Origin of the sequence: Streptomyces sp. Inha503 (assembly GCF_047215865.1) — a bacterium.
Taxonomy (GTDB): Bacteria; Actinomycetota; Actinomycetes; order Streptomycetales; family Streptomycetaceae; genus Streptomyces; species Streptomyces lycopersici.
The window spans coordinates 5,346,941-5,363,798 of the sequence record NZ_CP178360.1 but is presented as its reverse complement, the minus strand read 5'-3'; the positions used below and the strand labels follow the sequence as shown (position 1 = coordinate 5,363,798).

Below are 16,858 nucleotides of genomic sequence, written 5' to 3'. Positions count from 1 at the left end.
GCGAGAATGGCCTGACCATGGCTAAAGAGACGGGTCGCAAGCTGATCGCGCAGAACAAGAAGGCGCGGCACGACTATCACATCCTGGACACCTACGAGTGCGGTCTGGTGCTGACCGGAACCGAGGTGAAGTCGCTGCGCCAGGGGCGCGCCTCGCTCGCGGACGGCTTCGCCCAGCTCGACGGCGGCGAGGCATGGCTGCACAACGTGCACATCCCCGAGTACAGCCAGGGCACCTGGACCAACCACTCGGCGCGCCGCCGGCGCAAGCTGCTGCTGCACCGGGCGGAGATCGACAAGCTGGCCGGCAAGACCCAGGAGACCGGCCACACCCTGGTGCCGCTGGCCCTGTACTTCAAGGACGGCCGGGCCAAGGTCGAGGTCGCGCTGGCCAAGGGCAAGAAGGAGTACGACAAGCGCCAGACCCTCCGCGAGAAGCAGGACCGCCGCGAGGCCGAGCGGGCGATCTCGGCGGCCCGCCGCCGCCAGCGCGCCTGACCAGCCGGAAGGCGCACCACGGGCGGCGGGAATGATGTGGCCTTGTCGCGCGTTGTTCACCTATGATGGCTCTGCGCCCCACCAAGGGCGTGGCACCACCTATTGAAAACACAACATGGGGATGATCGGTTTCGACAGCGGCTGTCGAAGCAGGGGAAGCGAGCCGAGGAAGCGGCAATGATCTCGTAAACCATATGTCGCAACCAATAATCGCCAACACCAAGCGCGATTCCTTCGCCCTCGCTGCCTAAGTAGCGACTTGCGAAGTGTCAGCCCGGGGCTGTTCCCGACCCGGATCCTGGCATCGACTAGGGAACTAAACCACTAGACCCGGTCACGGGGTGTAGTGGGAAATCAAACAGTGACTGAGCCCGTCGGAGACTTGTCCGCGTGATCTCCGGGGCCGAGAAAATCACAGCGGACTGCGCTCGGAGAAGCCCTGATTCCGCACCGTTGGACGCGGGTTCGATTCCCGCCATCTCCACTCATCCCATGTACGACGAAGGGCCCCGCCACCACGGCGGGGCCCTTCGTCGTGTTCGGCTTGTCAGCTCAGGTGAGGCGGTGTTCCCAGCGCAGCGCGGGCCCGTCGCCGATCCAGTACGTGTGCGAGCTGGGGGTGACACGGAGCCGCACGGTGCCGATGTCGGGACGTTCGGCGCCCTGCCAGGCGATGAGCGTCCGCTCGATGTCGTCCCACAGCGCCACCGGACCGCCTTGCCGGACGCTCCAGCCGGAGCTGTACTCGGTGAACGCGGCGAAGGCGCTCCAGGTCGGCGGCCCTCGACGGGGTACGGAGCTGCCCGGCCACCGGAGTGGCGGCCGGGCGCCCGCCGAACCGGGCCGAGACCGTCAGCCCCCCGGCCGGGAGGTCCGCGGGGTTGAAGCGGATCACGGGAACGCCACGCTCGTTGAGCCGGGTGATCACCATGTCGGCGGTGATGTCGAGTGGTTCCGTGACCACCAGGACCGGTTTGGTGTCGGGCATGGGGTTGTCAGTCCTGCTGGGAGTCCTGGTCGGAGCCCGTGTCGTTGCGAGAGTCCAGGTTTGTCACGGTCGATGTCGAGGTAGCCGAGCTCGTGCCGTGCCTGCCCATCTCGACCACCAGGCCGTTACGGTCGCGGAACACGCCGGTCTGGGTGTCCGGGTCGATGGTGACGGTGGTGAACGGCATCTCCGCCGTCGTGGGGTACGGGCGGAGTCGGCGCAGGCCCCAGGGGCGCGGCGGGCCGGGCCGACCCGAGGTGGCGCATTCCGCCCATACGCCCTTGCCCCACGGCCTGGGGTCGATCCCCCACCGGTAGGAGACGGCCGCCACCACGGCCATGCCGCGCCCGGACTCGGCCGTTTCGGCCGTCTGGACGACGCGAGGGACGCTGTGGGACCGGTCGAATGTCGAGATTCGTACCAGGTGGTCACTGCGGCGTTCGACTTTGAGGCGGAAGCAGCCGCGCTGCTCGGGATCGGGAATGGAGCGGGCGGTGTGCAGGATCGCGTTGGTGGTCAGCTCCGAGGCGATCAGGCGGGCGTCGTCCACCAGGTCCTCCAGCCCCCAGGCGCGTAGGGTCGCGGCGACGGACCGGCGCGCGATGCGCACGGACTCCTCGGTGCAGGGAAGCGACTGGGTGTAGGCCGGGTGCCCTGTGCCGGTCGGGGTGAGCGGTGAGGGCTTGCTGATGGTCGTTGTGGTCATCTCTCGGCCTTCCGGTGAGTGGGTTACGCCCGGCCTGCCGCCGGGCGTGTCATCACCATCGCGGCCCACCGCCTCGTGCGGGAGCATGAGGCGGCGTTCCGCACGCCGTGTGCCGAACCCGCACATGGTGTGCTTCCGTACGCCCTCCCCACCCGCCCGCGGTATCCCTAGTGTCGTGTCTCCCGTTGTTCCGTAGGAGGTACCTATGGACGTTGCTTCAGCGAGAGTTGACATCGGGGCGATCCTTCGCGGCGCCCGCTGCGCCGCCCGCCTCACTCAGGCGCAAGTCGGTCAGGCGTGTGGCTACTCCGCGTCGGCCGTCTCCCGGATCGAGTCCGGTCGCATGCGGCTCGACCACGCCGCGCTGGCGCGGTTCACAGTGTTCTTGAACCTCCCACTCGATCGGCTGATCGCGACTCCTGTGCCGGGCGGACCCATGGTCGATACCGTGGGGTGTCCATCGGGCGAGGAGGATGCGGTGCGTCGTAGGGAACTGCTCACCGGTGTGCTGGCAGCCGGGACAACGGCCGTCGTGGGCGCCGCACCAGCCGGTGCCGCGTCCGGCCCCTTCGACCCGGCGGCCGGACTTGAGGACGCTCTCTTCCGGCTCCCTTCTGCTGCCCCGGTTCCGCCGGCCCGCCTCGTCCAGCAGGCAGCGGCCGCACGATCGGACTTCTGCGCCGCTCGTTACACCTCTCTCGGTCGCGCGCTCCCGGGCCTGCTCGCCGCGGCCTCGGCGACGCGGGACGCGTCGCGCGGGCGGGCGCGAGAGCAGGCGAGCATGGTGCTCGCGCGGGCATACGTGCTGGCCGCCGAGTTGGCGCTCAAACAGCACAACGACGCGGCCTGGGCGGCTGCCGACCGTGCGCTGACGGCGGCCCGGGCCAGCGGCCACCCGGTTCCGATCGGTGAGTCCGCCCGGGTGCTCGCGATCACCATGCGGCGCTCGGGGCGGTGCCCGGCCGCGGTGCGGCTGCTCACCCAGGAGGCGGCCGATTTGGATGGGGACCGGTCCTCGACCGGGGCGGTGCGTACGACGCTGCTGCTGACGGCCGCGTACACAGCGGCCACCAGCAGGGACCGCACCATGGCACTGGGCCTGCTGGACGAGGCTCAGGAGGAGACGAAGCGGCGCCAAGCGGTACCGGGACTGTTCACCGTGGACGCCAGCCAGACGCAGGTGGACGTGTACCGGATCGGCGTGCTCAACGCACTCGGCACGCCTGACGAGGGCGTGAAGGTCGCCGCCCGGCTGAACATCGACCGCATGCCGACGGCGGAGCGCCGCGCCCGCGCCTGGACGGATACGGCCCGCATGTGGCACGCCCTCGGCAACCATCCGCAGACCTTCTCGGCGCTTCGCAAGGTGGAGCAGGAGGCGCCGCAGGAAGTGCGGCGGCCGGCACTGCGTGCCCTGACGGCGGACCTGTTGTACCTGCCCGCCCGCGTGCCGGGCGTGCGGGAATTCGCGGCCCGCACCGGGGCCCTGCCCGCTTGACGGCCTCCTCATGGCCGGAACACAGGCCCGCGCTGAACGGGGGAGCAGTAGTGGAAGGCGGCATGAGGCTTGTCCGGGTCGGTGATGTGGGGTCCGTGTGGGATGACCTGTTGGACATCTACCGAGAGTGCTGGGCGCACAAGCTCCATCTGCCGCATTACGCCCCCGAGGCGTTCGGGGAGCGGCTGCGGCGGCACGCCGCCGAACCGGGTTGGGAGGCTGTGGTGGCGTATGACTCGGGCGAGCCCGTCGGCTATCTCTACGCCAACCGGCTCACCGGAGCGGAGGACCGCTGGTGGCGCCGCACGCGCCCGGAGCCCGAGGCGGGCATCGCGAGTGCTTCGACCGTTGCGGTGAAAGAGATGATGGTTCGCCAGCAGTGGCGGAGGCAGGGGATCGCCCGTGGGCTGCATGACGTCCTGCTGGCCGGGCGGCCCGAGTCGCAAGCTTCGCTGATGGTCAACCCCCTGAACCAGGACGGGAAGGTGCAGGCGCTCTACGTGGCGTGGGGATATCGGGCGGTGGGCACCGCGCAGTCATCGCCGGAGGCGCCTGTTCTCACGGTGATGGTCAGCCGATGTCCAGGACCGCCTTGCCGTGGAGGCGGCGGTCCAGGAGGGCGGTGACGGCCTGCTCGGCTCGGTCCCAGCCGCCGCGCCAGGTGATCTGGGGGTCGAGGTCGCCCGTCGCGACGCGCTCCGCGAGCCAGCCGAGGTCGGCGCCGATGTCGGGGCGGTCGAGGAGGTAGAAGGTGACGATGGAGCGGTTGTGGCGGCCTTCGTTGCCGTAGAGGGCGCCGAACGGGAAGGTCTCGGGCTGGCCCGTCACATGGCCGACGGAGACCAGGGTGCCGTGCGCGGCGAGCTTGTCGTACGCGGACACCAACTGCGGTCCGCCGACGTTGTCGACCACCCCGTGTACCGGCTCGTCGATCTCCGCTGGGTCCGTGACCACCTGGTGGGCGCCCAGTCTCCGCAGGCCGTCGCCGTGGGCCGCCGGATCGCCGGTGGTGGCGATGACATACGCGCCGCCGAGTCGGGCGAGCTGGACGGCGTAGCGGCCGACCCCGCCGGTGGCGCCCGTGACCAGGATGCGCCGGCCGAGGGTGTCGCCGATCCGGCGCAGTGCGCGCAGGGCGCTGCCGCCCGCGACCGGGATGGTGCTGATGGCGCCGGGGTCGGCACCGGCGGGCGGGACGCCGAGCATTCCGGTGTCCACCGCGCGCAGCTCGGCCCAGCCGCCGTCCGCGCCCAGGGTGACGACGGGGGTTCCGGCGGCCGGTCCCGAGCCGTCGGCGGCGGCGCGCTCGATCACTCCGGCGGCGTCCCAGCCCAGCACGGTGCCGTCGGGGGCCTCGGTCCGGTGGGCGACCTCGCCGTAGTTGAGGGAGGTGGCGGTCACCCGGACCAGCGCCTGATGGGGGGCGGGTTCGGGGTCGGCGGTCACGCCGAGGCGGAGGCCGGAGGGGGAGGAGTGGTCAACGAGCAGGGCGCGCATGGCGGTTCGCCTTTCCGGTGAATGATGGCGACATCAGTTATGCCACTGAGTGGCAAACGCGTGCAAGTGGCGTCATCGATGACGGCTACACTTTTCGCCGTGACTGCCGCTCCCAACTCCTCACTGCGCGAACGCAAGAAGCGGCGCACCCGTCAGACGCTGATAGACACCGCCCTGGAACTGTTCACCCGGCGCGGCTTCGGCGGGGTGACGCTGGACGAGCTGTGCGAGGAGGTTGAGGTCTCCAAGCGCACCTTCTTCCGCACCTTCACCAGCAAGGAAGATGTCGCGATGGCCCCCGACCAGGATCTGTGGCGGGCCTTCCTGGAGGAGTTGGAGACCGCGGACCCGGCCGGGCTGCCGGTGGTGGAGCTGGGGCGGGACGCGCTGCTGGCCGCGCTGGCGCGGATGGACGACGAGGGCTGGGCCCGCCGGATGCTGCTCAGCCGGCGGCTGGCCGAGCGGACGCCTTCGATGGGCGCGCACGGTTTGCAGTTCTGCGAGGCCACCACGCAGGAGGCGCTGGCGATCCTGCACCGCCGGTTCGGCCTCGGCGCGCGGGGCGACCTCCGGCCGCGGCTGGCGGTGGACATGCTGGTCGCCGCGTTCCACGGGGCGCTGGCGAGCTGGGTGGCACAGGCCGAAGAGGCCGACGGGGCGGGCCGTGCCGGGCCGCCCACCGCCGGGGATCTGGCCGACCGCCTCCGCGAGGCCGTCGCCGCCCTCCCGGGTGGCCTGGCCCTGACGGTCGGGCAACGGGCCGAGCGTGGCTGACGTTCACACCGCGATCCTCAGCTGAAGGCGATCACCAGGCCGAAGCCGAGGAAGATCGTGCCGATCAGGGTCAGGAACGCCGCCGGGCCGAGTATGTGGCGTCGCATCCATACCCGGGCCTTCTGCGACTCGCCCGGGAGGTACCTCACATCCACCCTCCGGCCGTTCGCCAGCCCCAGGCCGACGCCCTGGATCGCGGTCGTGAACTCCACCATGTAGCCCTGGTGGTCATGGAACCGGATGACGGGCGTCTGGGTCGTGCCGCGGTTCCTGTTCCGGCTGTGGTGGTCCACGATGTTGGCGACCACCAGGCCCTCCGTACGGACCCCCTCGCGGCGCAGCCGTCGCACCAGCCGGGCGTCGCGCCAGGCGCAGGCGTAGAGCAACCATCCGACCGCGACGCACAGCAGATCCGCTCCGGGCACGGCCATCGATGAACCGCCTCTCGTCGTGTTCGAACCCCTTCCCGCCACAGGAGACGCGTTGATCCGGAGCTCCGGTTGCCGCCCGCGCGCTCTGTCGCGAAATGACGGGGTGCGGGATCCTCCCGTGACATGAGCAGACCCCTGAACCGTCGTGCGCACGGCTGGATCTGGCCCCTCGTCATCGGGCTCGCCCTCACCCTCACCTGGAGCTCACCGGCAGGTGCGGACACCTCCCGCGCCGGGATCGGCGACGCTCTCGACACCATCCTCGCCGACCCCTTGCTGAAGGGCGGCGCGGCCGGGGTCGTGGTCGCCGACGCCGACTCCGGCGCCGTTCTGTACCAGCACCGGCCCGACGACCGGCTGATGCCCGCCTCCAACACCAAGCTGTTCACCTCGGCCGCCGCCATGGGGCTGCTCGGCCCCGACCACCGCTTCCGCACCGATGTGCTGACCGACGGCGCCCGCCGCGGGCACACCCTCCGGGGCGATCTCTACCTTCGCGGCACCGGCGACCCCACGATGCTCGCCGGGGACTACGACCGCCTGGCGAAGCGCGTCGCCGACGCGGGGATCACCGAGGTCAGCGGGCGGCTGATCGCCGATGACACCCGGTTCGACGCCCAGCGGGTGGGCCGCTCCTGGGCGGCCGACGACGAGTCCTCGTACTACGCGGCGCAGATCTCCGCACTGACCCTCGCCCCCGACACGGACTACGACGCGGGCAGCGTCATCGTGGAGGTGACCCCGGGCGCGGCGACCGGCGACCGGCCGAAGGTCACCGTCACGCCGCCGAACGCGTACGTACGGATCGACAACCGGGCGACCACCGGAAGCGGCGGCCTCACCCTCGAGCGGCAGCACGGCTCCAACACCATCACCGTCAGCGGGGCCCTCCCGGCCGGGGCGGCGACCGCCAAGGAGTGGGTCAGCGTGTGGGAGCCCACCGGCTACGCCACCTCGGTCTTCGCCGACGCCCTCGAACGGCACGGCGTCCGCGTGGCCGGGCCCACCCGGCTGGGCAGGGCCGCCCCGGCGGACGCCCGAGCGCTCGCCGCGCACCGCTCCATGCCGCTGAAGGAACTGCTCATCCCCTTCATGAAGCTGTCCAACAACATCCACGCCGAGGCGCTCACCAAGGCCATCGGCTACGAGACGGCCGGGCGCGGCACCTGGGACGCGGGGCTCGCCGCCATCGCCGACTGGCTGAAGAAGCAGGGCGTGGACAGCGGCGCGGTGCGTCAGGTGGACGGTTCGGGGCTGTCCCGGATGGACAACATCGCGGCCGGGCGCCTCACCGAACTGCTGCTGTCGGTGCGCGACGAGCCCTGGTACGCCGACTGGTACGCCTCGCTGCCGGTGGCCTGCGCCCCGGACCGGTTCGTGGGCGGCACCCTGCGTACGCGGATGTGCTCCACCCCGGCGGCCGGGAACGCGCGCGGCAAGACCGGCTCCCTGACCGGCGCCTCCGCGCTCTCCGGCTATGTCACCGACGCGGACGGCAGGGAGCTGGTCTACAGCGTCGTCCTCAACAACTACCTCGCCCCGTCCGTGAAGAACCTGGAGGACGCGATCGTGGTGACGCTCGCGAAGTCCGGCGAGGGCCATGCGGAGGCGGTGCGGCCCCGTGCCGTACGGGGTGCCACTGCCGCCCCGGCCGACGCCGGACGCGAGTGCTCCTGGACCAAGCCCCACCACTGCTGAGGTCAAGCCCCACCACTGCTGGCGGGCATCGGCACCGTCAGCACCGCCGTCCCCGCCGCCTCCGCGGACGGGCCGCCGGCCACCTCCAGCCGCCACGGCGCCGAGGTGCCGGCGGCCTCGGCGCGCAGCACCGCCCCGTCCCGGACGACGGTGAAGGTGGCGGCCGTCGTGCCGTCCGGGCTCGGCACCCGCACCGTGACCGGGCCCGCCGCCGGGTCCGCCGCCGGTTCGTACACCCGTAGCGTGACCCCGTCCGCCCAGTCCGCGTCGGGGCGGTCGTCGGCCGCCCCGAACGGGATCACCGCGCCGGGGCGGGCCAGCAGCGGGACGCTGAGGAAGCCGTGGGTCTCGCGCACCCAGCGCGGGCCGCGCACCGTCCGCCCGCTGGGCACATGCGTCCAGACGCCCTCCGGTACGTAGTACGTCACCTCGCCCTCGTCGTCGAAGACCGGGGCGACCAGCAGATCCCCGCCGAGCATGTACTGCCGCTCGAGACCCGCGCACCCGGGGTCGTCCGGGAACTCCAGGACCATGGCGCGCATCACCGGGACGCCCTCGGTGTGCGCCTGCCGCGCCGCCTCGTACAGATACGGCATCAGCCGCAGCTTCAGCCGGGTGAAGTGGCGCAGCACCTCGACCGACTCCTCGTCGAAGAGCCACGGCACCCGGTAGGAGGACGACCCGTGCAGCCTGCTGTGCGAGGACAGCAGCCCGAAGGCGATCCACCGCTTGAACAGGGCCGGGTCCGGGGTGCCCTCGAAGCCGCCGATGTCATGGCTCCAGAAGCCGAAGCCGGAGAGACCCAGCGAGAGCCCGCCGCGCAGTGATTCGGCCATCGCCTCGTAGGTGGACTCGCAGTCGCCGCCCCAGTGCACCGGGAACCGCTGGCCGCCCGCCGTGGCCGAGCGCGCGAAGACCACCGCCTCGCCCTCCCCGCGCCGCTCGCTCAGCGCCTCGTGGACGGTGCGGTTGTAGAGGTGGGTGTAGTAGTTGTGCATCCGCTCGGGGTCGGAGCCGTCCGCGTAGACCACGTCCAACGGCACCCGCTCGCCGAAGTCGGTCTTGAAGCAGTCCACGCCCATGTCCAGCAGCGCGGTCAGCTTGGCCGCGTACCAGGCGCGGGCGTCGGGGCTGGTGAAGTCCACCAGCGCCATGCCCGGCTGCCACAGGTCCCACTGCCACACCGACCCGTCCGGCCGCTTCAGCAGATGCCCGGCCGCCTTGCCCTCGGCGAAGAGCGGGGAGCGCTGGCCGATGTACGGATTGATCCAGACGGAGATCTTCAGCCCCCGCTCGCGCAGCCGCCGCAGCATGCCCGCCGGGTCGGGGAAGACCCGCGGATCCCAGGTGAAGTCGCACCACTGGTACTCGCGCATCCAGAAGCAGTCGAAGTGGAAGACGGACAGCGGCAGCGCGCGCTCCGCCATGCCGTCCACGAAGCCGCTGACCGTCTCCTCGTCGTAGGAGGTGGTGAAGGAGGTGGAGAGCCACAGCCCGAAGGACCACGCGGGCGGCAGCGCGGGGCGGCCGGTGAGCGCGGTGTAGCGGCGCAGGATGTCCTTCGGGGTGGGTCCGTGGATGACGTAGTACGTGAGCTCCTGGTCCTCGGCGCTGAACTGGATCCGGGAGACCGCCTCCGAGCCGACCTCGAAGGAGACCCGGCCGGGGTGGTCCACGAAGACGCCGTAGCCCGCGTCGGTGAGGAGGAACGGGACGTTCTTGTACGCCTGCTCGGTGGCGGTGCCGCCGTCGGCGTTCCAGACGTCGACGGCCTGGCCGTTCCTCATCAGCGGGCCGAAGCGCTCGCCGAGGCCGTATACGGAGGTGCCGACCCGCAGCGCGAGCCGTTCGCGCAGGTGGTGGCGGCCGTCGGCGGTCTCCATGATGCCCATGTCCTTGACGCCGCTGCCGGTGAGCGCGCGCCCGGCGGCCTCGAAGTCCATCCGCCAGGGTCCGGTGCGGGCGAAGCGCACCGAGAGCGCGCCCGAGGTGAGCCGGGCCTCCCCGTCGTCGCAGCTCACCTCGGCGTCGCACGTCTCACGGGCGATCTCGAACGACGGGCCGCGCTCCACCCCGCCCGCGAAGTGGGTGATCCGGACGGCGATCACGTCGGGCATGGGGGCGGTGCAGGTCAGGGTGAGGGCGGGACCCTTGAGCAGATCGCCGCGGTGGCGTACGGGATGGGTTGGGGCGTGGACGGTGAGGGTGCCGGGGCCGGTCTCCACGTCGAGCACCCCCTGGGGGTACGCGGCGTGGACGCCCTCGCGCAGTCTCCAGTAGCCGTCGCTGAACTTCATGCGGCCCTCCTCGTCATTTGACCGCGCCCATGGCGATGCCACGGGTCAGGGTCCGCTGGAAGATCAGGAAGAAGCAGAACGCGGGGAGCACCCCCAGCAGGGCGGCCGCGTTGGTCATGGTGGCGTCCATCAGCCGCTGGCCCTGGAGGACGCCGAGCGCCACCGAGACCGTCTGGTTGTCGTTGGAGATCAGCATCACCAGGGGCAGCAGGAACTCGTTCCAGGTCCAGATGAAGAAGAAGACCAGCAGGACTCCGATGGTGGGGCGGCTGACCGGCACCACGACCCGCCACAGCACCTGCCATTTGGTGGCGCCGTCGATCCGGGCCGCCTCGATGACCTCCTTGGGGAAGGCGCCGAGCACGGAGGAGAGCAGATAGGTGCCGAAGGCCGACTGGATCACGGTGAAGACGATGATCACGCTCAGCCGGGTGTCGTAGAGGCCCACCTGCTTGGACAGGTAGTAGACGGGGTAGACCAGGGCCTCCTGCGGCAGCATGTTGGCCAGCACGAAGAAGGCCAGCACCCAGGGGCGGCCCCTGACCCGCCCGATGCCGATCGCATACGCGTTGAGCACGGACAGCAGTGCGGCGAGCACCGCCACCGAGCCGGAGATCAGCGCGGAGTTGAACAGCTTCCGGCCGAAGTCGACCCGCTGCCAGAAGTCCCGCAGGCCGTCGAGGTGGAACCCCTCGGGCAGGCTCAGCGGGCCGTTCGCGGAGTAGTCGGCGGGCGATTTCACGGCGTTGAGGGCCACCACGAGGAACGGCAGCACCATGAGCGTGGCCGCCACGATCAGCGCGGCAAGTACGGGGTAGCGGGCCGGGGGCTGGTGTCGCTTGACGGCGTTCGCTGGGCCCTTGAGGGCGTTCACTCGTCCTCCGCCCGGGTTTGCAGGCGCAATGCCACCAGGGCCAGCGCCAGGATGATCACGGTGAGGGCGGTCGAGACCGCGGAGCCGTAGCCGACCTGTGTCTTCTCGAAGAAGGACTGGAAGGAGAAGTACGAGGGGACATTGGTGGCCCCGCCAGGCCCGCCCTTGGTGAGCACATACACCGCGCCGAAGACCTTGAGCGCCGCGATGGTGCACCACAGCAGCACGACGTAGATCTCCGGGCGGATCTGCGGCAGCGTCACATGCCAGAACCGCCGCCACCACGAGGCCCCGTCCAGTTCGGCCGCCTCGTGCAGGGACGGATCGGCGCGCTGGAGCCCCGCCATGAAGACCACCAGCGGAAAGCCGAGCTGGACCCACACCATCACGGCCATCACGCTGTAGAGCGCGAAGTCCGGGTCGCCCAGCCAGTCATGGCGCAGCGAGCCGAGGCCGACGGCGCCCAGCGCCTCGTTGAGCGCGCCGTTCTCCGGGGCGAGGATCCAGCTCCAGACGATTCCGGCCACCGCGATCGGCAGCACCTGCGGCAGATAGAAGCAGGCGCGCAGCACGCTCGCGGTGCGGGTGCCGATGTGTTTGGCGATGTAGTCGAAGAGCGCGGCGGCCAGCACCAGGCCGATGGCGGTGGGGACCACCGCCATCGCCACCACCATCGCGAGGCTGTGCCGGAAGGACTCCCAGAAGGCGGAGTCGTCCAGCAGATCGCGGTAGTTGGCGAGCCCGGCCCACTTCGGGGTGCCCACGCCCTGCCAGTGGGTGAGGCTGATCCCGGTGTTCATCAGGAACGGGACGACGATGACGGCGAGGAAGGCCAGCGCGCCGGGGAGCAGGAACAGGGCGTACGGATATTCGCGGCGCCCGCGTCGGACGCCGTGGCCATGGGAGCTCATCGGGAGCTCACCCCTTCGGGGCGCCCGCGTCGTACGCCTTCTTCAGCGCGTCCAGATAGGCGTCGGGCCCGGTGCTGCCGGTGATCAGCTTCTGGGTCTCGGAGACGAGGACGTCGTAGTAGCCGGGGACCGGCCAGTCGGGATAGAAGGCCAGGCCATCGCCGTTGGAGTAGGTGGTGAAGTCCTTGATCAGCGCCTTGGACTTGGGGTCGGTGATCGCTGACGGATCGGCGGCCACGGGCACTCCGCCGTTGTTGCCGAGGGTGTTCTGGATGCCCTTCTTCATCGTGATGTCGATGAAGTCGTAGGCGAGCTTCTTGTTCTTGGCGCCCTTGGGGACGACCCAGAGATTGCCGCCGGAGCCGAGGGTGAGCTTGGAGCCGGGGAAGGGGAAGGTGCCCCACTCGTCCTTCATCTCGGACTTGAAGCGGCCGAACCACCAGCTGCCGGAGAAGAACATCGGGTACTTCCCCGCGATGAAGGCCGCGCCCGCGTCCTCGGCCTTGGCGCCGCTCGAACTCTTGGCGATATAGCCCTTCTTCACCCAGTCGGCGAAGGTGGTGGCGCCATAGGTCCAGGCGGCGTCGTGGAAGTCCGGTTTGCCCTGGTACCGCTCGTAGGCGTTCACCCAGGAGCGGTCGGCCTTGGACAGGGCGAGCTGGTAGACGTACTGGTGGGCGGGGTATTCGGCGCCCGCGCTGGCCAGCGGGGTGACGCCCTTGTCCTTGAACGCCTTCAGGGCGGCGGTGAACTCGTCGAAGGTGGTCGGGACCTTGATGTGGTGCTTGGTGAAGAGGGTCTTGTTGTAGAAGACCATCGTGTACTCGGCGTAGTTGGGGATGCCGTACCAGTTGCCGGAGCCCATCACGCCCTGGGCGTCGTAGCGGCTGGTGGTGCGCACGCCGGGGCTGAGCGGCTTGTCCCAGCCGCGCTTGGTGACCTCGGGGGTGAGGTCGGTGAGCAGGCTCTGCTTGGAGAGCAGCCCGGTGGTGGCGTTGCCCTTGTTGTACTCCATCAGATCGGGTGCGTCACCGGAGTTGAGGACCATCGAGGCGGTCTTCTGGATCTGTTCGAAGCCCTTCTCCTCGACCTTCACCGTGACGCCCGGATGGCTCTTCTTGAACTCCTCGATGGCCTGCTTCCAGGCGATGCCCATGGCGCTGTTGGGCGCCTCGTAGTGCCACAGCTTGAGCGATTTGCCGTCCCCGGCCTCGTCCCCGCTGTCCCCGCAACCCGCTATGACCAGGGAGGTTGCGAGCGTGGCCGCGATGAGGGCCACCGTCCGTTTCGTCCGTTTCCGTGCCGTCAACATCCGCTGCCTCCGGGAGGGTTGGAAGGAAGGGCGCGTGTGCAACGTTCGTCGAAGCGCTTCGATGGGGAGAGGTATACGAGGGGTGGTAGAGATATGTCAATGGCGTTGACAAAACGGGCGGGAGCGGGCATGAACGGGGGCGGGCATGGACCGGGCGGCGGTGTCAGCCCTTGTGGACCTGGCGCACCGTGCGGAGGAAGGCGCCCAGGACGCTCGGGACCGGGCCGAAGCGGTGGGCGAGGTGGAACTCCAGCCCGGCGGCGGCCGGCTCCAGCGGCAGCAGGGTCACCCCCACATGCCGGAAGCGCCGCATCCCCGCCGGTCCGATGCCGATGCCGAGACCGCAGGCGACCAGCCCCAGCAGGGTGTGCAGATTGTGCGCCTCATGCGCGATCCGCGGCTCGACCCCGGCGGCGCGGCATACGGCCAGCGCCACATCGGCGGCGGCGGGCTCGGCCTGCCGCGAGGAGAGGATCAGCGGTTCGCTGTCCAGTGCCCGTACGGGCACGGCCGCGGCGCTGGTCAGCGGATGGCCGGACGGCACCGCCGCCACCAGGGTCTCCCGGGCCAGCGGCAGGCTGGTCAGCCGCCGCCGGGCGGCCGCGGGCGGCGGGCCGCAGATGACCCCGGCGTCCAGGCTGCCGTCCAGCAGCGCCTCGATCTGCCGGGCGCTGGGGAGTTCCCGCAGCTCCAGCCGGACCTGCGGGCGGCGGGTCCGGAAGGCGGTGAGCACTTCGGGCAGCACGGCGGCCAGCGCGGTGCCGAGGAAACCGATGGCGAGCGAACCGGTCTCGCCCCGCCCGGCGTCGGCCGCGTCCCGAACGGCGAGGTCGAGATGGTCCAGCACCTGCCGGGACCGGGCCAGGAAAGCCTCACCCGCGGCGGTGGGCCGCACCCCGTGCCCGGTGCGGTCGAAGAGCCGTACGCCCAGTTCGGTCTCCAGCGCCTTGATCTGCTGGGACAGCGGGGGCTGCCGGATGCCCAGCGCGGTGGCGGCGCGGCCGAAGTGGGCGTGCTCGGCGAGGGCGAGCGCGTAGCGGAGATGGCGCAGCTCCATAAGGGCCAAGCCTATATCTGATCGCGAATAATCCCTTCACGGCTCATATATCAAAGAGGAAAGCATCGTCGCGCCGGTGTTCGACTGGCCCGCATGAGCGAAACGCTGGAACACCGCGAGACGACGATCGAGGGCGTACGGCTGCACTGGGTGCGGGCGGCGGCGGGGCCGGGGACGCCCGTCGTGCTGCTCCACGGCTGGCCGCAGACCTGGTATGCCTGGCGCAAGGTGATCCCCGAACTCGCCCGCCACCACGAGGTGTTCGCGGTGGACCTGCCGGGCCTGGGCGACTCGGACTCCTCCCCGCACGGCCACGGGGTCCGGATCGCCGCCGACCTGCTCGACGCCTGGCGCGCCGAGCTGGGCCTGGACCGGGTCCATGTCGTCGGCCACGACCTGGGCGGCCCCATCGGCTATGCCTGGGCCGCCGCCCATCCCGCCCGGGTCCGCAGCTTCACCCTGCTCGCCGTGCCGCTGCACGGCTTCGGGCTGAGCGAGCTGATCGCCCGCGCCGGGCTCTGGCACTTCGGCTTCTTCTCGGTGCCCGGCCTGGCGGAGGAGCTGGCGGCGGGCCGGGAGCGGATCCTGCTGGAGCACTTCTACGGGCACGCCCTGGAGACCGGGGCCATCCGCCCCGCCGATGTCGACACCTATCTGCGCACCTACACCCGCCCGGGCCGGCTGGCCAACGGCTTCGCGTACTACCGCAACGCCCCCGCCGACACCGCCGCCCTCACCGAACTCGCCCGCACCCCGCTCCCGATGCCCACTCTGGCCATTGGCTGCGGCCAGGCGGGCGGCCCGGCCCCCGTCCACAGCCTCGGCCAGGTCGCCCCGGCGACCCGCGGCGCCGTGATCGACGACAGCGGCCACTTCCTCCCCGAGGAACGCCCCGGGCCCCTGCTCTCCCTGCTCGAACCCTTCCTGGCGGAGGCCGACGCGTCATGACCGCCCGCTCGGATCGGGCACCGCACCGTAGCCGGGCCGCAGCCGACCCCGCCCCGCCCAGGCGATGGCGAAGGCGAGGGCGGCCGCCGACGCCGGGGTGAGGTAGGCGGAGGTGGGGCCCAGGTGGTCCACCGTCCAGCCGCCGGCCGCGGCACCCGTGGAGATGCCGATGAGCAGACCGGTGTAGACGGTGGTCATCCCCTCGTTGAGGCGGGCGGCCGGGACCAGCCGGTGGACCAGGGTCATACCGGTGATCATCGTGGGGGCCGTGGCCATGCCCGCCAGGAAGAGCAGCGGGGCGAGGGCGGCGAGGCTGTGGGCGGTCAGCAGGAGGAGGACGGTCAGGGCCATCGCGGCCACGCCCGCCACCAGCCGCCCCCCGGCCGTACCGCGCGGTGGCAGCGCGCCGAAGGCCAGCCCGGCCGCGCAGGACCCCGCGGCCTGGAGGGCGAGGACGGCGCTGCTCGCCGTGGAGCCCCCGTACGAGCCGACGGCGGCGACCGTCGTCACCTCCATCGAGCCGAAGACGGCGCCGGTCGCGAGGAAGGTCATCAGGACGACCCGCAGACCGGGGGTGAGGAGGACGCGGCCCCGGGCGGGGCGCGGATGCGGCGGCGGTTCGGTGCGCAGTTGGGCGGCGAACAGCAGGGTGCCGACGAGCAGCAGCGCCATCGCCGTGACCAGCCCCGCCTCGGGGTGGACCGCCGTGCACAGCACCATGGCCAGCGCGGGCCCGGCCATGAAGCAGACCTCGTCGACGACCTGCTCGAAGGAGGCGGCGGTGTGCCGGGCGGCCGGGTCGTCGCGGTGGAGCGCGGCCCAGCGGGCGCGGGTCATCGAGCCCAGGCTGGGCACCCCGGACGAGCCCACCGCGCAGCAGAACAGCGTCCAGGCCGGGGTGCCGAGGCGGACGCAGAGCACCATGGCGATCGCCCCGGCCACGAAGACGAGGACGGCGGGGACCGCGACCCTGGCCTGCCCGTACCGGTCGACCAGGCGACCCAGCAGCGGGCCCGCGATCGCCGTCGCAGCGACTCCGGTCGCCGAGACGGCGCCCGCGAGCGCGTACGAGTCCCGCACCGTGGCGATCATGAGCACCGTGGAGACGCCGAGCATCGAGCCCGGCAGCCGCCCGACGAAGGCCGCGAGGGTGAAGGCGAGCGCGCCGGGGGCGGCGAAGAGGCGGCGGTACGGGGTGAGCGGGGAGCGGCGGTGCCGTGGGGTGGTGCCGGGGCGGGCGGGGCGGGGGACGACGGGGCGGGAGGCGAGGAAGAGGATCATGCCACTACGGTCCCGGGCCCGGCCGGGGGCGGTCCAACACCTGATCGGCGGCCATTCACGCATCCCCGTTGTCAATGCTGGCCGGGTGA

Annotated in this window: 16 protein-coding genes, 1 other RNA gene and 1 pseudogene; 8 read left to right on the top strand and 10 right to left on the bottom strand. The window is 71.2% G+C overall.

From position 1 onward, the window contains the following. The first annotated feature begins 17 nt into the window (after positions 1-17). Positions 18-497: an SsrA-binding protein SmpB gene (gene smpB / locus ACJX2R_RS22065; protein WP_164435300.1), complete on the top strand. Its 480-nt coding sequence runs from the start codon at positions 18-20 to the stop codon at positions 495-497. 117 nt (positions 498-614) lie between these two features. Further along, positions 615-984, top strand: a transfer-messenger RNA (tmRNA) gene (gene ssrA, locus ACJX2R_RS22060). Between the two features lie 65 nt (positions 985-1,049). On the opposite strand, the gene ACJX2R_RS22055 is transcribed toward ssrA, so the two are convergent. Together ACJX2R_RS22055 and tgmA are read right to left on the bottom strand one after the other, a co-directional pair. Further along, positions 1,050-1,205: a hypothetical protein gene (locus ACJX2R_RS22055; RefSeq protein WP_413101531.1), complete on the bottom strand. Its 156-nt coding sequence runs from the start codon at positions 1,203-1,205 to the stop codon at positions 1,050-1,052. Between the two features lie 287 nt (positions 1,206-1,492). Further along, positions 1,493-2,191, bottom strand: a complete 699-nt coding sequence (tgmA, locus tag ACJX2R_RS22050; RefSeq protein ID WP_413101530.1) for a putative ATP-grasp-modified RiPP — start codon at positions 2,189-2,191, stop codon at positions 1,493-1,495. Positions 2,192-2,396: 205 nt separating this feature from the next. Here tgmA and ACJX2R_RS22045 point away from each other — a divergent pair. The 3 genes and pseudogenes from ACJX2R_RS22045 to ACJX2R_RS22035 all read left to right on the top strand — a co-directional run. Further along, positions 2,397-2,537: pseudogene (locus tag ACJX2R_RS22045) on the top strand (helix-turn-helix domain-containing protein); the annotation flags it as partial. Between the two features lie 132 nt (positions 2,538-2,669). After that, a complete protein-coding gene (locus ACJX2R_RS22040) occupies positions 2,670-3,689 on the top strand; it encodes an XRE family transcriptional regulator (protein WP_413105925.1) in 1,020 nt (339 codons plus the stop codon). Between the two features lie 62 nt (positions 3,690-3,751). Beyond that, positions 3,752-4,315, top strand: a complete 564-nt coding sequence (locus tag ACJX2R_RS22035) for an N-acetyltransferase family protein (RefSeq protein ID WP_413101529.1) — start codon at positions 3,752-3,754, stop codon at positions 4,313-4,315. Here the strand turns inward: ACJX2R_RS22035 and ACJX2R_RS22030 are convergent. Next, positions 4,260-5,186, bottom strand: coding sequence for a zinc-binding dehydrogenase (locus ACJX2R_RS22030; protein WP_413101528.1), 927 nt, complete (start codon positions 5,184-5,186; stop codon positions 4,260-4,262). The genes ACJX2R_RS22035 and ACJX2R_RS22030 overlap by 56 nt on opposite strands. A gap of 99 nt (positions 5,187-5,285) precedes the next feature. Between ACJX2R_RS22030 and ACJX2R_RS22025 the strand changes: the two genes are divergently transcribed. Next, positions 5,286-5,960: a TetR/AcrR family transcriptional regulator gene (locus tag ACJX2R_RS22025; RefSeq protein ID WP_413101527.1), complete on the top strand. Its 675-nt coding sequence runs from the start codon at positions 5,286-5,288 to the stop codon at positions 5,958-5,960. A 17-nt stretch (positions 5,961-5,977) separates the two neighbouring features. Here the strand turns inward: ACJX2R_RS22025 and ACJX2R_RS22020 are convergent, their stop codons facing one another. Continuing rightward, positions 5,978-6,391 (bottom strand): DUF3592 domain-containing protein, encoded by a 414-nt coding sequence (locus ACJX2R_RS22020; protein WP_413101526.1) that lies wholly within the window; start codon positions 6,389-6,391, stop codon positions 5,978-5,980. Between the two features lie 123 nt (positions 6,392-6,514). On the opposite strand from ACJX2R_RS22020, the gene dacB reads away from it, so the two are divergent. Continuing rightward, positions 6,515-8,089, top strand: coding sequence for a D-alanyl-D-alanine carboxypeptidase/D-alanyl-D-alanine-endopeptidase (gene dacB / locus ACJX2R_RS22015; RefSeq protein WP_413101525.1), 1,575 nt, complete (start codon positions 6,515-6,517; stop codon positions 8,087-8,089). 2 nt (positions 8,090-8,091) lie between these two features. Here dacB and yicI read toward each other — a convergent pair whose 3' ends face one another. The 5 genes from yicI to ACJX2R_RS21990 form a co-directional block, all read right to left on the bottom strand. Beyond that, on the bottom strand, positions 8,092-10,386 hold the full coding sequence (yicI, locus tag ACJX2R_RS22010) for an alpha-xylosidase (protein ID WP_413101524.1): 2,295 nt from the start codon (positions 10,384-10,386) through the stop codon (positions 8,092-8,094). Positions 10,387-10,399: 13 nt separating this feature from the next. Further along, positions 10,400-11,164, bottom strand: coding sequence for a carbohydrate ABC transporter permease (locus tag ACJX2R_RS22005; RefSeq protein WP_413105924.1), 765 nt, complete (start codon positions 11,162-11,164; stop codon positions 10,400-10,402). A 92-nt stretch (positions 11,165-11,256) separates the two neighbouring features. Then, positions 11,257-12,171 carry a carbohydrate ABC transporter permease gene (locus ACJX2R_RS22000; protein WP_413101523.1) on the bottom strand — a complete coding sequence of 305 codons (915 nt, stop codon included), beginning with the start codon at positions 12,169-12,171 and terminating at the stop codon, positions 11,257-11,259. A 7-nt stretch (positions 12,172-12,178) separates the two neighbouring features. Then, complete coding sequence (locus ACJX2R_RS21995; protein ID WP_413101522.1) at positions 12,179-13,483, bottom strand: ABC transporter substrate-binding protein; 1,305 nt, start codon at positions 13,481-13,483, stop codon at positions 12,179-12,181. 163 nt (positions 13,484-13,646) lie between these two features. Beyond that, on the bottom strand, positions 13,647-14,540 hold the full coding sequence (locus ACJX2R_RS21990; RefSeq protein WP_413101521.1) for a LysR substrate-binding domain-containing protein: 894 nt from the start codon (positions 14,538-14,540) through the stop codon (positions 13,647-13,649). Between the two features lie 93 nt (positions 14,541-14,633). On the opposite strand from ACJX2R_RS21990, the gene ACJX2R_RS21985 reads away from it, so the two are divergent. Next, positions 14,634-15,488 (top strand): alpha/beta hydrolase, encoded by an 855-nt coding sequence (locus ACJX2R_RS21985; RefSeq protein WP_413101520.1) that lies wholly within the window; start codon positions 14,634-14,636, stop codon positions 15,486-15,488. Here the strand turns inward: ACJX2R_RS21985 and ACJX2R_RS21980 are convergent. After that, positions 15,483-16,769: an MFS transporter gene (locus tag ACJX2R_RS21980; protein WP_413101519.1), complete on the bottom strand. Its 1,287-nt coding sequence runs from the start codon at positions 16,767-16,769 to the stop codon at positions 15,483-15,485. The two genes, ACJX2R_RS21985 and ACJX2R_RS21980, sit on opposite strands and share 6 nt — an antisense overlap. Positions 16,770-16,858 lie beyond the last annotated feature (89 nt).

Coding starts and splice junctions, on each gene's coding strand:
- ACJX2R_RS22035 (WP_413101529.1), top strand. CDS start 3,752: ATGAGGCTTGTCCGGGTCGGTGATGTGGGGTCCGTGTGGGATGACCTG.
- ACJX2R_RS21995 (WP_413101522.1), bottom strand. CDS start 13,483: ATGTTGACGGCACGGAAACGGACGAAACGGACGGTGGCCCTCATCGCG.
- tgmA (WP_413101530.1), bottom strand. CDS start 2,191: ATGACCACAACGACCATCAGCAAGCCCTCACCGCTCACCCCGACCGGC.
- ACJX2R_RS22030 (WP_413101528.1), bottom strand. CDS start 5,186: ATGCGCGCCCTGCTCGTTGACCACTCCTCCCCCTCCGGCCTCCGCCTC.
- smpB (WP_164435300.1), top strand. CDS start 18: ATGGCTAAAGAGACGGGTCGCAAGCTGATCGCGCAGAACAAGAAGGCG.
- ACJX2R_RS21990 (WP_413101521.1), bottom strand. CDS start 14,540: ATGGAGCTGCGCCATCTCCGCTACGCGCTCGCCCTCGCCGAGCACGCC.
- ACJX2R_RS22020 (WP_413101526.1), bottom strand. CDS start 6,391: ATGGCCGTGCCCGGAGCGGATCTGCTGTGCGTCGCGGTCGGATGGTTG.
- ACJX2R_RS21985 (WP_413101520.1), top strand. CDS start 14,634: ATGAGCGAAACGCTGGAACACCGCGAGACGACGATCGAGGGCGTACGG.
- ACJX2R_RS22000 (WP_413101523.1), bottom strand. CDS start 12,171: ATGAGCTCCCATGGCCACGGCGTCCGACGCGGGCGCCGCGAATATCCG.
- ACJX2R_RS21980 (WP_413101519.1), bottom strand. CDS start 16,769: ATGATCCTCTTCCTCGCCTCCCGCCCCGTCGTCCCCCGCCCCGCCCGC.
- dacB (WP_413101525.1), top strand. CDS start 6,515: ATGAGCAGACCCCTGAACCGTCGTGCGCACGGCTGGATCTGGCCCCTC.
- ACJX2R_RS22005 (WP_413105924.1), bottom strand. CDS start 11,164: ATGGTGCTGCCGTTCCTCGTGGTGGCCCTCAACGCCGTGAAATCGCCC.
- yicI (WP_413101524.1), bottom strand. CDS start 10,386: ATGAAGTTCAGCGACGGCTACTGGAGACTGCGCGAGGGCGTCCACGCC.